Origin of the sequence: Vibrio aerogenes, assembly GCF_024346755.1 — a bacterium.
GTDB classification, from domain to species: Bacteria; Pseudomonadota; Gammaproteobacteria; order Enterobacterales; family Vibrionaceae; genus Vibrio; species Vibrio aerogenes.
The window spans coordinates 442,329-458,445 of sequence record NZ_AP024861.1; the positions used below are offsets into that span (position 1 = coordinate 442,329).

At 44.4% G+C, this 16,117-nt stretch carries 14 protein-coding genes and 1 tRNA gene; 9 read left to right on the forward strand and 6 right to left on the reverse strand.

Translation table 11 applies throughout. The features are described 5' to 3' along the window. On the forward strand, positions 1–1,071 hold the full coding sequence (gene lptG, locus OCV29_RS02060; RefSeq protein ID WP_073601958.1) for an LPS export ABC transporter permease LptG: 1,071 nt from the start codon (positions 1–3) through the stop codon (positions 1,069–1,071). 44 nt (positions 1,072–1,115) lie between these two features. Here the strand turns inward: lptG and OCV29_RS02065 are convergent, their stop codons facing one another. After that, complete coding sequence (locus tag OCV29_RS02065) at positions 1,116–1,586, reverse strand: RDD family protein (protein WP_073601957.1); 471 nt, start codon at positions 1,584–1,586, stop codon at positions 1,116–1,118. A 194-nt stretch (positions 1,587–1,780) separates the two neighbouring features. On the opposite strand from OCV29_RS02065, the gene OCV29_RS02070 reads away from it, so the two are divergent. After that, positions 1,781–1,865 (forward strand) — tRNA-Leu (locus OCV29_RS02070). A 290-nt stretch (positions 1,866–2,155) separates the two neighbouring features. Further along, a complete protein-coding gene (locus OCV29_RS02075) occupies positions 2,156–2,797 on the forward strand; it encodes a DsbA family protein (protein ID WP_073601956.1) in 642 nt (213 codons plus the stop codon). Positions 2,798–2,913: 116 nt separating this feature from the next. Here the strand turns inward: OCV29_RS02075 and leuD are convergent, their stop codons facing one another. From leuD to leuA, 4 genes are all read right to left on the reverse strand, one after another. Further along, positions 2,914–3,516 (reverse strand): 3-isopropylmalate dehydratase small subunit, encoded by a 603-nt coding sequence (leuD, locus tag OCV29_RS02080; RefSeq protein ID WP_073601955.1) that lies wholly within the window; start codon positions 3,514–3,516, stop codon positions 2,914–2,916. Between the two features lie 15 nt (positions 3,517–3,531). Beyond that, positions 3,532–4,938: a 3-isopropylmalate dehydratase large subunit gene (leuC, locus tag OCV29_RS02085; RefSeq protein WP_073601954.1), complete on the reverse strand. Its 1,407-nt coding sequence runs from the start codon at positions 4,936–4,938 to the stop codon at positions 3,532–3,534. 17 nt (positions 4,939–4,955) lie between these two features. Continuing rightward, positions 4,956–6,047, reverse strand: coding sequence for a 3-isopropylmalate dehydrogenase (gene leuB, locus OCV29_RS02090; protein WP_073601953.1), 1,092 nt, complete (start codon positions 6,045–6,047; stop codon positions 4,956–4,958). Positions 6,048–6,136: 89 nt separating this feature from the next. Then, entirely contained in the window at positions 6,137–7,684 is a 1,548-nt protein-coding gene (gene leuA / locus OCV29_RS02095; RefSeq protein WP_073601952.1) for a 2-isopropylmalate synthase, read from the reverse strand. Between the two features lie 449 nt (positions 7,685–8,133). On the opposite strand from leuA, the gene OCV29_RS02100 reads away from it, so the two are divergent. The 6 genes from OCV29_RS02100 to ilvN all read left to right on the forward strand — a co-directional run bounded on the left by OCV29_RS02100 (position 8,134) and on the right by ilvN (position 14,566). Continuing rightward, positions 8,134–8,793, forward strand: a complete 660-nt coding sequence (locus OCV29_RS02100) for a TetR/AcrR family transcriptional regulator (RefSeq protein ID WP_073601951.1) — start codon at positions 8,134–8,136, stop codon at positions 8,791–8,793. A 191-nt stretch (positions 8,794–8,984) separates the two neighbouring features. Next, the gene (locus tag OCV29_RS02105; protein ID WP_073601950.1) at positions 8,985–9,518 is read left to right on the forward strand and encodes a phosphatase PAP2 family protein; all 534 of its coding nucleotides are present in this window, start codon (positions 8,985–8,987) and stop codon (positions 9,516–9,518) included. After that, the gene (locus tag OCV29_RS02110) at positions 9,515–10,579 is read left to right on the forward strand and encodes an MJ1255/VC2487 family glycosyltransferase (protein ID WP_073601949.1); all 1,065 of its coding nucleotides are present in this window, start codon (positions 9,515–9,517) and stop codon (positions 10,577–10,579) included. Before OCV29_RS02105 ends, OCV29_RS02110 begins: the two co-directional genes overlap by 4 nt. 374 nt (positions 10,580–10,953) lie before the next feature. Further along, the gene (gene leuO / locus OCV29_RS02115; RefSeq protein WP_073601948.1) at positions 10,954–11,913 is read left to right on the forward strand and encodes a transcriptional regulator LeuO; all 960 of its coding nucleotides are present in this window, start codon (positions 10,954–10,956) and stop codon (positions 11,911–11,913) included. Positions 11,914–12,348: 435 nt separating this feature from the next. Further along, positions 12,349–14,070 carry an acetolactate synthase 3 large subunit gene (locus OCV29_RS02120; protein ID WP_073601947.1) on the forward strand — a complete coding sequence of 574 codons (1,722 nt, stop codon included), beginning with the start codon at positions 12,349–12,351 and terminating at the stop codon, positions 14,068–14,070. A gap of 1 nt (position 14,071) precedes the next feature. Further along, entirely contained in the window at positions 14,072–14,566 is a 495-nt protein-coding gene (ilvN, locus tag OCV29_RS02125; protein WP_073601946.1) for an acetolactate synthase small subunit, read from the forward strand. Positions 14,567–14,641: 75 nt separating this feature from the next. On the opposite strand, the gene OCV29_RS02130 is transcribed toward ilvN, so the two are convergent. Continuing rightward, the gene (locus OCV29_RS02130; RefSeq protein ID WP_073601962.1) at positions 14,642–16,087 is read right to left on the reverse strand and encodes a YfcC family protein; all 1,446 of its coding nucleotides are present in this window, start codon (positions 16,085–16,087) and stop codon (positions 14,642–14,644) included. Between the last annotated feature and the right edge of the window lie 30 nt (positions 16,088–16,117).

The window sequence follows — 16,117 nt, forward strand, 5'->3', positions numbered from 1 at the left end:
GTGTTTAAGATTTTAGATTTATATATCGGACGAACAATTATAGCGACAACATCTCTGGTGTTAGTCACCTTTGTCGGGCTGTCCGGGATTATTAAGTACGTTGAACAGTTACGTAAAGTGGGTCAGGGCAGTTATGATTTATTAAAGGCGCTGTATTTTGTTCTGCTGAGTATTCCCCGGGATATTGAGATGTTTTTCCCGATGGCTGCTTTACTGGGCGCGCTGATCGGCCTTGGGATGCTGGCGGCCAGTTCCGAACTGGTTGTGATGCAGGCGGCTGGTTTTTCAAAACTGAATATCGGTATCTCAGTTTTGAAAACAGCAGTTCCACTGATGGTGATTATCACTTTACTCGGGCAGTGGGGCGCGCCTCAGGCTCAGAAAATGGCACGTGATTTGAGAGCTTTTTCAACTTCCGGGGGAAAACTGCTTTCAGTCCGGATGGGGGTTTGGGCCAGAGATGCCAATGATTTTATTTTTATCACGAAAGTGGATGGCGACACGTTATATGGCTTGAATATCTGGCGTTTTGATGATGATAAAAAGTTAAACAAAGTTATTTTTGCGACAGAAGCTGATTATATCAAAGATAATCAGTGGAACATGAAGCAGGTCACTGTTACCGATATGGCTAAGGACAAAATCATCACCAGACAGAAATTCCCGGAACGTTCATGGCAGACCGCTATCGAGCCGAATAAGTTGTCTGTAGTCACGGTGAAGCCGGAAGAATTATCGTTGAGCGGTTTGTATGATTATGTGCATTTCCTCAAAGCATCTGAGCAGGACTCATCAAGGTATGAACTGGCTTTATGGCGTAAGGTGACTCAGTCCTTTTCAATTGCTGTCATGATGTTAATGGCGCTGTCATTTATTTTTGGCCCGTTAAGAAGTGTGACGATGGGGGCGAGAATATTGTCAGGCGTGGTTGCCGGATTTACTTTTTATATTTCCAGTGAGTTTTTTGGGCCATTGAGCCTTGTTTATGGTTTTCCACCTGCTCTGGGAGCTGTTGCGCCCAGCTTTGTTTTTCTGAGTATTGCAGTGATGTTATTACGGCGTAAGTTGTGACAGGACGTGTCTGACTGAGATTGGCTCCGATGGTAGGATGACATCTATCTGATTTTGTAGACATGGGTTTGTGCCCATATATCCTGAAAGCCGCGTTTTTCCGGATCAAAAGGGATAAGCAGGTTTGATAAGCCAAAACCGGATGTAAACAGCCTGATCAGAGCCTGAGTTACGGTTATAGAGGTATTGTCATCGTTTTTGATTATTAAACGAAATACCTTCATACCTGGGGTTTGTCTGGATTTCGTCCAGAAATATGCAAAAAAGCTTATCCAGATAATGGCAAAATATCCGGTCAGTATAGGGCTGATAACAGGGTGGTGCACCATTAAATCATTCAATTGAGAAAATGATGTAACAGATAGCAGGCCAGTAAACGCTACAATTTTTATCAATACGACCGCTATCGCTGCAGCGAAACATTCCAGGACTATCACAGATAATGCGTCAATCAACAGCGCGCCAAAGCGAGAGAAAAAGCCGGCCGGACGAAGAGCGGGAAGTTGTTGTTTCATGATTGTTCTGGTTTTAACAGTGAGTGAATGTCTGAACGCAGGATAATCATTCTGCCTTGATTATAAAAGCAGAGATGTATAAAACTTCAGGCTTTATGGTGAAATTATCATCAAACAATTGAAAATCAGTTTTTTAGTGTTGCACGAAAGTATATCTTACGTATAATGCGTCTCATCAAAGGGCACAGCCCAATGCCGGTGTGGTGAAATTGGTATACACGACGGATTCAAAATCCGTTGCCTTCGGGCGTGGCGGTTCAAGTCCGCCCACCGGTACCATATCTCAGAAAAAGACGTCTCAGGACGTCTTTTTTCGTTTCTGAAGTCAGGGGCATGCTTATCTTTCATCGCCGTTCCTTTTGGAGGCGATGAAAGATAAACATGCTCTGGGATAATCAGGCCTGAATCAGCTCAATTCCTGTTCTCAGTTATCTTCAAGTCATCTGGCACCTGTTTATTTCTCATTCAATATCTTCCTCTCTCAATACCTGAATGAACTGAATTATGCATCTTCAGGTCGTTTAGGGGTATACTCTGAAAATGAATTGCTTATTTACAAAAAATTAACAATGACTCATGCTGTTTTTCATTATATCAATGACCCCTTGTGTGGTTGGTGCTACGGTGCTTCACCACTCGTTTCCGTGATCAATGAAACGGAGGGGGTAACCCTGAAACTGCACTGTGGCGGACTCTGGACAGGCAATCACAGAACAAATATGGGGCCGGCGCTACAGAGCCATGTGTTACCACATGATGATCGTATAGAAGCTATGACTGGTCAGGTCTTCGGTGAAGCATACCGTAACGGGCTTTTACTGAATACAAATTATATTTTGGATTCTGAACCACCGATTCGGGCAATTATTGCTGCAAAGTCAATGGGCGGTAGTGATTTTGAGATGTACAAAAAAGTACAGGCCGCGCACTATCAGCGAGGTCTATATGTTGGTGATCTACAAGTACTGACCCGCCTTGCTCAAGAGCTGGGACTGGAACAGGACGCGTTTGTCAATGCATATCATACGGCCGGTTTTTCAAATCATATTGAGCAGAGCCAGCAATGGATGAATCGATTGGGAGGACGTGGCTACCCAACTGCCGGACTGGAAATTGGCAGCCAGTTACATGCGGTGCCGTTATCTTCTTTTTATGGGCAGGTTGAGCAATTCAGGACCGTGCTGAAGGATTTTATGTCAGCTTCAAAGTAAACCTGTAAAAGATTCTGAAAGTGAATGGACGATGAACTCAGTTTGTTGTGCAAATATCACAAATGAATTGATAAGCCACATCTCAAGAGAGAGGTGGCTTATCGGTTATTTTCTGATTAACTCAAAAATCCGGGAATTTTCCCTTCATATTCAGCAATCTTCCCTTCATGCTGAAGGGTGAGCCCGATATTATCCAGACCATTTAATAAGCAGTGACGGCGGAATTCATCGATTTCGAAGCTGTATTCCTTTCCATTGGCTGAAACAGTCATGGTTTCAAGATTCACCGTGACTTGTGCACCTTCATTGGTTTCAATGTATTGGAAAATTTCATCCACTTCATTTTCAGTTAAACGAACCGGTACCATCTGGTTGTTGATCGAGTTGCCGTAGAAAATATCAGCAAAACTTGGTGCGATCATGACCTTGATACCATAGTCAGCCAGTGCCCATGGTGCATGCTCCCGTGAGGAACCACAACCAAAGTTTTCACGGGCCAGCAAAATACTTGCACCTTGATAACGTGCCTGATTCATGATGAATTCAGGATTCGGCTGTTCACCCGCGTCGTCAAGAAAACGCCAGTCATGAAATAAGTGGCGGCCAAACCCGGTTCGGGTGACTTTTTGCAGAAATTGTTTTGGGATAATCGCATCTGTATCGACGTTTGCTGCGTCCAGAGGAACGACTAATCCTGTGTGTTGTTTGAAACCTGTCATAGTTGCGGTCCTCTGTTAGCTGAATGTACGAATATCAACGAAGTGGCCAGCAATAGCTGCTGCGGCTGCCATCGCAGGGCTGACAAGATGTGTTCTTCCTTCACGCCCCTGACGACCTTCAAAGTTGCGGTTAGATGTTGAAGCACACCGCTCTTTCGGTGCAAGGCGATCGTTGTTCATGGCAAGACACATCGAGCAACCTGGCAAGCGCCATTCAAAACCAGCATCAGTGAAAATTTTATCTAAACCTTCTTCCTCAGCCTGAGCTTTGACTTGTTCTGAGCCCGGAACAACAATAGCCTGAACATGTGAAGCGACTTGCTTTCCTTTCGCTACTTCTGCGGCAGCACGCATATCTTCAATACGGGAATTGGTACATGAGCCGATAAACACTTTATCAATATTGTAATCTGAGAGAGATTTTCCGGCTTCAAGTCCCATGTAGGCCAGTGCTTTTTCAGCAGAAGATTTCTCGACCGGATCTGAAAAGTTCTCAGGTGCAGGAATTGGAGTATCAACAGAAATAACCTGTCCCGGGTTTGTTCCCCATGTGACTTGTGGTTTGATATCTGCAGCTTCCAGCGTAACAACAGCATCAAATTCTGCATCATCATCCGTTTTGAGGGTTTTCCAGTATTCGACTGCAGCATCCCAGTGTTCTGGCGCTGGTGCGAATTTGCGGCCTTTGATGTATTCAAATGTTGTTTCGTCTGGGGCGATTAATCCGGCTTTTGCCCCCATCTCAATCGCCATGTTACAGACGGTCATCCGTCCTTCCATCGTCAGGTCGCGAATCGCTTCACCACAGAATTCAACAACATAACCGGTTCCGCCTGCGGCTGTTGTTTTACCAATAATTGCCAGTACGATATCTTTGGCTGTGATGCCCGGAGCCACTTTGCCTTTGATTTCGATTTTCATTGTTTTCGCGCGGGCTTGTTTCAGGGTTTGAGTCGCAAGCACGTGTTCAACTTCTGAAGTGCCGATACCAAAAGCCAGGGAGCCAAAAGCACCATGTGTAGCCGTATGTGAGTCCCCACAAACAATGGTCATTCCGGGTAATGTGATGCCTAACTCAGGCCCCATCACATGGACAATACCCTGATATTTATGGTTGATGTCATATAAGGTCACCCCAAATTCTTCACAGTTTTTAGACAGTGTTTCCATCTGAATCCGGGCCATTTCTCCGGATGCATTGATATCTTTTGTTGTGGTGGAAACATTGTGGTCCATCGTTGCAAAGGTTTTGCTGACCTGACGGATTTTGCGCCCTTTTTCCCGCAGACCATCAAAAGCCTGCGGTGAGGTCACCTCATGAACCAGATGACGGTCAATGTATAAAATCGGGTTTTCACCTTCAGCAGCGACGACGACGTGTGCATCGTACACTTTTTCGTATAAAGTTTTTGCGTTTGACATTGCTCTACCTTGCCCGTTTATGCGTTAAGAATATATGCAGCGATTTTATCGCCCATTTCTGAGGTTGTGAGTGCTGGTTTATTGGTTGCAAGATCTGCAGTTAGCTCACCTGCTGAGAGTGCCCGACTGACAGCCGATTCAATCGCCTGAGCAGCAGCTTCTTCTTTCAGGCTGTAACGAAGCATTAAAGCGGCAGACAAAATTTGTGCGACCGGATTGGCGATGTTCTGACCTGCAATATCCGGTGCAGAACCACCCGCTGGTTCGTAGAGTCCAAAGTTGCTTTCATTCAGACTGGCCGATGGAAGCATCCCCATCGAACCGGTGATCATTGCACATTCATCGGACAAAATGTCTCCAAAAATGTTGGAGCAAAGCAAGACATCAAACTGAGCCGGATCTTTGATGAGCTGCATTGTCGCATTATCGATATACATATGAGACAGCCCGACATCCGGATAATCTTTCGCGACCTCTTCTACCACTTCACGCCAGAGAATCGAGCTTTGTAATACGTTTGCTTTATCTACGGAGCAAACTTTTTTACGGCGTAATCTGGCTGACTCAAACGCGATTTTTGCAATTCGTTCAATCTCATAGCGGTGATAAACTTCCGTATCAAAAGCTTTTTCAGTTTCACCTGAGCCTTCTCTGCCTTTTGGCTGACCAAAATAAATACCGCCAGTCAGTTCACGAACCACGACGATATCAAATCCATTTGCAGAGATATCCGCCCTGAGCGGAGAAAATGATTCAAGTCCCTGGTGAATTTGTGCAGGACGCAGGTTACAGAAAAGCTGGAAGTGTTTACGAAGAGGCAACAGAGCGCCACGTTCAGGTTGTTCATCTGGCGGTAAATGTTCCCATTTGGGGCCGCCGACAGAGCCAAAAAGGACCGCATCAGCCTGTTCGCATCCTGCTAATGTTGTTTCAGGCAGCGGGCTTCCCTGATTATCGATTGCTATCCCGCCAATGTCGAATTCAGTTCTTTCCAAAGTGATATTGTGTTTGCTTTCAATCGCATCCAGTACTTTATGCGCCTGCTGCATAACCTCCGGACCGATACCGTCGCCAGGTAATACCGCAATTTTATATGTTTTGTCTGTCATGAGAATCCTTGTCTTAAATCTACTTATTTTTTATTGGTACAGGAGACTGGCAGGCATAACCACTTTCAGTGGATATGCCTTAATTTTGCTTATACCGTTACGAATTTCTTTTGCTTGATTTCTTCAATCTGATCAGCACGGTGAATACTGTTGATAACATGCAACAGAGCTTGTCCTGAAGCTTCAACAATATCTGTAGAAACCCCGGTACCGTGATATTTTCGCCCTTTGTAGTTGGCAATAATATCAGCTTGTCCCAGGCCATCTTCACCTTCGCCTTTTGCTGTCAGATCAAATTTATCCAGAACAATATCATAGCCAGTAATGCGGTAAATACATTGGTATAATGCATCGACCGGGCCGTTACCAACGGCGGCCTCGCATTGCTCTTCACCACCACACTGGAGTTTGATTGTTGTGGTTGCCATGACACTGCCGGACTGAACACTCAGGTAGTTCAGTTTATAGAAGTCATCTTCATCTTTGAGATTTGAAAAATACATCAATGATTCAAGGTCATAATCAAATACCTGACCTTTTTTATCCGCAAGCTTCAGGAAATTATCATACAGCGCATCCAGATTGTAGTCTTCATCTGTATATCCCATGGCATCCATGTGACTTTTTACTGCTGCCCGGCCGCTTCGGCTGGTCAGATTCAGAACCTGATTTTTCAAACCAATTGATTCAGGTGTCATAATTTCATAGGTGTTTTTATTTTTCAGCATGCCATCCTGATGAATGCCGGAGGAATGGCTGAACGCATTTGTACCAACAATGGCTTTATTACTTTGAACCGGCATGTGACAAAGCTGGCTGACCATTTTACTGGTACGATGAATTTCTTCATGTTTGATATTGGTATGCACGCCCAGTAATTGCTGCCGGGTTTTAATGATCATGGCGATTTCTTCCAGTGCGCAGTTTCCTGCCCGCTCGCCAATACCGTTAATGGTACCTTCGATCTGACGTGCACCGGCCTGAACGGCCGCGATAGAGTTTGCGACAGACATGCCGAGATCATCATGACAGTGGACAGAAATAATCGCTTTATCAATATTAGGAACACGATTAAACAGCGATTGAATAATCCCGCCGAACTCATTTGGCACGGTATACCCAACCGTATCGGGGATATTGATTGTTTTCGCCCCGGCGTTTATGGCGCCTTCAACCATGCGGCACAAGTTATCAATCGGTGTCCGGCCTGCATCCTCGCATGAAAATTCGACATCATCAGTGTATTTGCGTGCATGTTTGACAGCTCTGACACCCATCTCGACGACCTGATCGTAACTTCGGCGTAATTTATCTTCAACATGAATGGTTGATGTAGAAATAAACGTATGAATTCTGAAAGCTTCGGCTACTTTAAGCGCCTCGGCTGCGGCATCGATATCTTTTTCAACTGCGCGGGATAAAGCACAGACCCGGCTGTTTTTGATATGTTTTGCGATGGTTTGCACCGATTGAAAGTCACCGGGAGATGAAACAGGAAAACCGGCTTCAATGATATCGATCCCCAGACGCTCCAGCGCATATGCAATTTGTAATTTTTCTTTTACCGTCAGACTTGCGGATAATGCCTGTTCACCGTCGCGCAATGTTGTGTCGAAAATAATGACCTGATCGTTCATACTGGCTCCCTATGAATTAGGTATAGTTAATTGTTTACTTCCTGGTCTTGGTGCTTGTTTTGCTTTTAAAATAGTTATAAAAAAACCCGCATCTCAATGCGGGTTTTTTGTATTCTTCAGTGGTCTTTTCTGTCCACAAGCTACCCGCGCGATTGATACACGATAAGGAGTAGGCTTAGCAGGAGAGAAAAACGAATTATCATAACAATTCACTAACCACAGTTTAAAAATTAATTAGTCTAAATAAGTACCTTACTCTGAGGGTGAGGTCAACCCTAAAAGTTATTTTTTTATTGATGAAAGGACAATGACCCACAACTGAGCCACTTATATTTAGCAGATTATGTGATTATTTTAAGCCGATAGTGAATACAGAGAGTCAATGCAGATGAAATCGGTGTATGATGAAGAATTAGTCGTTGATTAATTTAATCTGAGGAGAGCGCTCCATGGAAAGTACATCTCATCGCAGTGTTGGCCGTCCAAGTGAACAAATTCAATCAAGGGAACGACTGATAATCAGTGCCAGAGAGCTTTTTACCGTGATGGCATATAACAAAGTTTCAACCCGTTTGATCGCTCGCCGGGCTGGGGTGAATATTGCAATGATCCGTTATTACTTCGGCAGCAAAGCCGGTTTGTTTGAAGCGATGCTACGTGAGACATTACATCCTTTGAAACAACAGATGAACAAGTTGCTTGCCAAAAGTAATCAAAAAAATCTGGTCGATCTGATGCGGGTCTATTACAAGGAAATGATTAAAGTACCTCAGTTTCCCAAGTTGTTGGCTCAGGTCATGAGTATGCCGCCGGGTGAGATACAAAGAGACTTGATGGAAGAGGTGATGCAGGATCTGAGTCAGCCTATCCGTGAGCTTTTGTCATCCCGTCTGGTGAATCAGGGAGTCATCCGTCCGGATATGGATCCTTACCTTTGCAGAATGTCATATATCAGTTTAATGGTATTCCCTTTTTTAATCCCGGCTTCAATGTTAAGTATCTATAAATTTGAGCTGACAGATGATTTTCTGGAGCGATTGATCGAACATAATATTCGTTTGATGGAGGGGGGCTTTCTGGTGCCGGAAGGCGCAAATATTTCTGTTTGAACCCGAAACAAACTGAGACCTGTCTCGCCCCGGTGCCATTGATGAGCAGGGTCCGGTCTTTGGCTTTGCTGAAATCCTGAGAATCTGGCTGCAACTGTCACTCATTCGACAAAAAATGATCACTTCGCTGTCATCTAACCTGATTACTGTTCCAAAAGGTAGAAGAGATTTCCTTTTATAAGGAGTCAGTAATGAAAGTGATGGCCCCCATAGTAAAATTTGATTTAGCATTTTCACTCTTTTGTTTGCAACACCGGTTTAGTTCTGGTTTTGCCCGGGCAAGCAGAATTGTTTCCCGTACCGGTGACGGTCATTTATATGTCTTGATTGGTTGCCTGGCATATCTTCTGGATGATCGGTATGGTCAGGCATTTTTACTGACGGGAATTCTCGCCTTTATTATTGAGCTGCCTTTGTACTGGGTATTGAAAAATGCTTTTCAGCGGCGACGTCCACATGAACTGTCCTCTTTAGTTCAGGCATTTATCACGCCCTCTGATCGATTCAGTCTTCCCTCCGGGCATACAACCGCTGGTTTTTTGATGGCGACATTACTTGCTCATTTTTATCCTTCACTGACAGAGCCTGCTTTTTTATGGGCATTTTCTATCGGTATCGCCCGTATTTTACTGGGTGTTCATTTTTTCACGGATGTACTGGTCGGTTCACTATTAGGTATGGGTTGTGCTCAGTTTAGTCTGCAACTATCGGAGTTACTGTCTTGAAAATTCTTTATGGGGTTCAGGGAACCGGCAATGGTCATACAGCCCGTGCCAGAGCAATGAGTCTGGCTTTGCGTCAGCAGGGTGTTGATGTCCGGTTTTTATTCAGTGGCCGGGAAAAAGAGAAATACTTTTCAATGGAGTGTTTTGGTGATTACAAAACCCGGCGTGGACTCACTTTTATTACCGAAAAAGGACAGGTAAATTACCTGAAAACGATGACGCAAAATAACCTGATGCAATTAGCTTCTGATATTCGCAACCTCGATGTCAGTGACTATGATCTGGTTATTTCTGACTTTGAACCTGTCACTGCCTGGGCTGCCCGGCAACAAAAAAAACCATGCATCGGATTAAGTCATCAAAATGCTTTCCGTTATCCGGTTCCTCAAAAAGGTGCTAACTGGCTTGATAAACAGCTTATCTCTTATTTTGCTCCTTCCGATTATCATTTGGGGCTTCACTGGTATCACTTCGATAACCCGATTCTCCCTCCTATTGTTCATACGACAATTCATGAAACTGAACTTCAGCCCTTCATTTTAGTCTATCTGCCATTTGAAACGCCTCATGATATCGGTGAATTATTATGTCGTTTTTCAGATCAGCCTTTTATTTGTTTTCATCCAACAGTGACTGAACCAGAAGTCATTGAAAATATTGAATGGCGACCTTTGTGCCATCCTTCTTTTCAGAAGCATCTGAAGTGTTGTTCCGGAGTGATTGCTAATGGTGGTTTTGAACTACCCTCAGAAGCGATGTCTTTAGGCAAAAAACTGTTGCTCAAACCGCTGAAAGGGCAATTTGAGCAAATGAGCAATGTTGCCACACTAGAAATGCTTGGCGCAGCTACATCGATGGAATACTTTGATGTTTCGGTCGTTCGTGAATGGCTGAATGAACCATTTGCACAACGAGTCATTTATCCGGATGTTGCCGCCGCAATCGCGGAATGGATAACGCAGGGTAAATGGAATGACAGCCAATATTTGTGTGATCAATTGTGGAAACAGGTGAATTTTCCGGGGTTTGATTCAGATATGACTCACTATTCATTTGTATAATTTGAGTATTATATCATTTTAATATTCGCTATGAATATTTGGATAATCTCTGTTTTTTACTCATAACTCATGTCAATTTATAGTAAAAATGTGATGTAAAAAGACTTTATGTTTTTTTATGTTTTTTCTATGTGTCTGTAATTTAAGTTATTTCTTATAATTGATGTAAAATGTCCTGAGTTTTTATCAATCTTATTGCCTTCAATCATCAGATTCAAAGATAGTAGTTCTTGTGCAGACACATACAAATTATCAATGTATTTCTCTGCTTTGAACCTTCGATCGTTTTCATTTGTCAGAATATACAAATTATAAAATCAGGCATGAGAAGCGGCAGATGATTGTTGTTTTATGATTAGGTAAGAGGCATACCGATGTTAGAGAAAAAAGAAACCGTTCCACCTGTTGTGACTAATTACCGGATGGAAAGTACTTTGCGGGGCGTTGACCTGAATTTATTAACTGTATTTGATGCAGTGATGCAAGAACAAAATATTACACGGGCAGCACATAATCTGGGCATGTCTCAGCCAGCGGTAAGTAATGCCGTAGCGCGCTTGAAAGTCATGTTTAATGATGAGTTGTTTATGCGTCAGGGAAGGGGGATTCAGCCAACTCAGCGTGCACGTCAGCTATTTGGTCCGGTTCGTCAGGCACTACAGCTGATCCGTAATGAGTTACCCAATTCAATTTTTGTTCCTGAGTCATCAACAAGGCAGTTTAATCTTGCGATATGTAGCCCGAATGATGTTCGTTTTGCGCCTAAAGTTTTCTCCATGATTCACGAACAGGCACCCCATGTTCAGTTACATATGGAAGCTGACTTTAACCAACAGCTGACACAGCGGTTGCGCTATCAGGAAGTGGATTTTGTTATTGATTACTCACGCTTTGAAGAAGCAGGTTTTTCTTCTGCTGAGTTATTCCAGGACGAATTAGTGGTGGTTGCTGCTAAATCTCATCCACGTATTCAGGGAAGCCTGACGATGGAGCAAATTCTGACTGAGCATCATGCAAAACTTTCTCAGGCGCATGGAATCAGCAGTTTCAGTGAACAGGCGTACCGGGATATTGAGTGCCATTCTCACTATGAAGGTACCAGTCTGAGCAATGTATTATATGTTGTAAGTCAGTCTGAATTAATTACGATTGCACCACGCTGGCTGGTCGATATTTCACTGAATCGCGAACAGCTTCAGGCCATTACATTGCCATATGAGCACCGTTTGGTGAAAGGGTATCTGAGCTGGCATGAATCGAGCGAGAAAGATAAAGGTCATAGCTGGTTAAGAGAACAGTTAATGATGCTTTGTCGTGAGATGACCGCGGCATAAATAAGCCCTGATTGAATGCGTTCTATAGCCTGAATTGTAAAATTTAGGCTGTAGTTCAGCATTTCTTGAACTTCCTCCTGTTTTTGACTCTTTTAATCTTTCTCTCCAAGCCCAGAGCAGGCGTGCATTGTAAAAATTTTATACTTTTTTTTAACATCTGTGCCTGAAAATAAATCAAGACTCTTCTTTGTTGCCATATTCTCTTCTGAATTTTTTTCAAATAGCCATATTTTCTGTAAAAGTCACAAAATCTCTGATTCGACCCATCATGAATAACAGAGTAAAGTTCTGTTCATACGCCATCGGGTTATGACCTTGTGGCGGCATAGCTGAAAGCAAATTGATTTCAAATCAGGCTACGAATAAGCCCTCGACTATGTAACACCAGCACGGTGAGCTGACCATGTAAAACCGGCAGACTGGTAAGGAGACAATATGGTAATGATATCCGGAGCAGAGATGGTTGTTCAGTCTCTGATCGAAGAAGGTGTTGAGCAAATTTTCGGTTACCCGGGTGGGTCCGTGCTTGATATCTATGATGCCCTTCATGAGAAGACGGAAAAAATCCGTCATGTCCTCGTTCGTCACGAACAAGCTGCGACACATATGGCTGATGGTTATGCCCGTGCGACCGGTAAACCCGGCGTGGTTTTGGTCTGCTCAGGACCGGGTGCAACCAATACAGTTACCGGGATTGCAACAGCGTATATGGATTCTATTCCGATGATTGTTATTTCGGGCAATGTTGCGACGAATCTGATCGGCAATGATGCATTTCAGGAATGTGATATCGTGGGTGTTTCCCGTCCGATCGTGAAACACAGTTTTCTGGTCAAGAAAGCTGAAGATATTCCCGAAACGATTAAAAAGGCCTTTTACATTGCTTCTACCGGTCGTCCCGGACCTGTTGTGATTGATTTACCAAAGGATGTGATGAATCCTCAAATCAAGCTTCCTTACGAGTATCCGCAAAATATCAAAATGCGTTCTTATAATCCGACCACAACCGGACATAAAGGACAAATCAAAAAAGCACTGAAAGCTTTGCTTGAAGCCAAAAAACCGGTTTTGTATGTTGGTGGGGGTGCTGTGATCTCAGAAGCTGATCAACAGATCCTTCAGCTGTCTGAGGCATTGAACCTGCCAGTTGTATGCACTCTGATGGGATTAGGCGCTTTTCCTGGCACCCATAAGAATTCGCTGGGCATGTTAGGCATGCATGGTGTCTATGAAGCGAATATGGCGATGCATAATGCGGATTTGATCTTTGGCATTGGGGTGCGTTTTGATGATCGCACGACGAATAATCTTGAGAAATACTGCCCGCAAGCCAAGATTATGCATATTGATATCGATCCTTCTTCGATTTCCAAAAATGTTCCGGCTGACCTGCCAATTGTCGGCTCCGCGGATAAAGTGCTGGACACCATGTTACGCCTGCTGGTTGAACAGGGCGGCACCAATGATGGAGAAGCTATCGAAAGCTGGTGGCAGGATATTCAGCTATGGCGGGACCGTCAGTGTCTCTCTTATGAGAAATCAAGCGAACGGATTAAGCCTCAGCAGGTGATTGAAATGCTGCATAAGCTGACCGACGGTAATGCTTATGTCGCTTCTGATGTGGGACAGCATCAGATGTTTGCAGCGTTATACTATCCGTTTAATAAACCCCGTCGCTGGATCAATTCTGGTGGATTGGGCACGATGGGATTTGGACTGCCAGCCGGAATGGGTGTGAAATTTGCGCACCCTGAGGAAGAAGTCATTGTTGTGACAGGCGATGGCAGTATTCAGATGAATATTCAGGAGTTGTCGACGGCACTTCAGTACGATATTCCGGTAAAAATTATTAACCTGAACAACCGTTTTCTCGGGATGGTTAAACAGTGGCAGGACATTATTTATCAGGGCCGCCATTCAAACTCTTATATGAGTTCTGTTCCCGATTTTGCTGCGATTGCAGAAGCTTATGGCCATGTTGGTATCCGCATCTCAACACCGGAAGAACTTGAATCCGGCTTGAAAAAAGCACTGGATATGAAAGATCGTCTGGTGTTTGTGGATATTAATGTGGATGAAACTGAGCACGTCTATCCGATGCAGATTAAAGGCGAAGGCATGGACAAAATGTGGTTAAGCAAAACGGAGAGAACCTGATATGAGACACATAATTTCTTTATTACTGGAAAACCAGCCGGGTGCTTTGTCTCGTGTGGTCGGTCTGTTTTCACAACGTGGCTTTAACATTGAAACTCTCACGGTTTCTCCGACAGATGACGAAACGTTATCCCGGCTGAATATCACCACTAAAGCGACAGATATGAAGCTTGAACAGCTTCAGAAGCAACTGCATAAACTGATTGATGTGCTGAAAGTTCAGGAAGTGACCGAGTTTGAACACATTGAACGGGAACTGATGCTGGTAAAGGTGAAGGCGGCAGGCACAGCAAGAGCTGAAGTTCAGCGAATGGCTGATATCTTCAGAGGACAGGTTGTTGATGTGACTGCCTCACAATTTACAATTCAGATGACGGGAACCACAGATAAGCTGGATGCATTTGTCGAAACAATTGCGGATGTCACGGAAGTGATTGAAGTCGCCAGAAGTGGCGTGGTTGGTGTGACCCGTAAGGAAAGATCGTTACGGGCCTGATCTTTAATGTTTCAGTAAAAACCGCTCACCAGAGCGGTTTTTTATATTGGCTGGTCATATATATTGCTGTTTTCTTTAGATGATTGCCCCAATACTAATCATTGCCATCAGGAACAAACACAGGATTCCAAGGAGCGGTGCCACCCATTTGACCCAGCTGACATAAGGGACTCTGGCGATAGCCAGCCCGCCCATCACCACGGCTGATGTTGGGGTGACTAAATTGACAATCCCGGAGGCAGACTGATACGCCGTTACGACCAGCTCCCGCCCGACCCCGGCAAAATCAGCCAGTGGTGCCATGATTGGCATGGAAAGCACAGCGAGACCGGAAGATGAGGGGACAAGAAACGACAACAGCAGCTCCAGCCAGTACATGACATTAATAAAAATAACCGAAGAAAGCCCCGAGACAATGTGCTCTGCAGCATTGAGAATTGTATCGGTAATCATCCCCCGATCCATCACTACCACGATGCCTCTGGCGATGCCGATAATCAGGGCAACTCCCAGCAGATCTCTGGCACCATCAATAAAGCTGGTGGTGAGTTCTTCTTCACTCATCCCTGCAATCAGTCCGATAATTATCGTTGATGTCAGAAATAAGGCTGAAATCTCAGCCATCCACCAGCCGGAGACAGACACACCATAAATCATTGTAGCGAATGACAGGGCGAAGATGAGCAGAATGATTTTTCTCCTGGGCGTGAATTCAAGCAGTTCGTCGCTCTGGTTGCCGAGAAAATGCTGTTGATTGTCTTCATATTTATCGTAAACGATCGACTGGCTTTGATCCTGGCGGACTTTCCTGGCATATCGCATCACATATGCGACACAAATGATCCAGCCAATCAGCAGAATCGCGACACGTAACCAGATACCATCAGTAAATGGGATTCCAGCTGCATTTGCAGCAATAACGGTTGCAAACGGGTTAATGGTCGAACCCAGTGTTCCTATACCGGCACCCAGCAAAATGGTGGCAGCAGCGACAAGCGGATCAAACCGGGCTGCCATCATGACCGGAACCAGCAATGAATAAAAAGGCAGCGACTCCTCTGCCATCCCATAAACGGTTCCTCCCGCGGCAAACAGTGCCATTAAAATCGGGATCATCAGTTCTTCCCGCCCTTTCAGACGGGCGGTAATCCGTTCAATACCGGCATCGATCGCACCGGTTTTAGTCACCAGCCCCAAAAAGCCACCAATGATCAATACAAACAGAGAAACATCAATAGCAGCAGCTTCATAACTCTGATGGTCGTAGAAACCATCAATGGGTGCGAGCAGAACGTCAACGATACCTTGTGGGTTCCCCTCTGCGGGTTGATAAGTCCCGGCGACAGGCACTTTTTTACCCAGCTCCTGATTCATTGCCCGATCATATTGACCGGCAGGAACGATCCAGGTGAGTGCAGCGACAACAATGATCAGACCAAATAGAATGGTGTAAGCAGAAGGAAATTTAAATCTGGTCAGAAATCCACCTTTGTTTGTTTCAGGTGCTGTTTGGATCGTCATATTAATCTCCTTAACATTCAGCAGAAATTT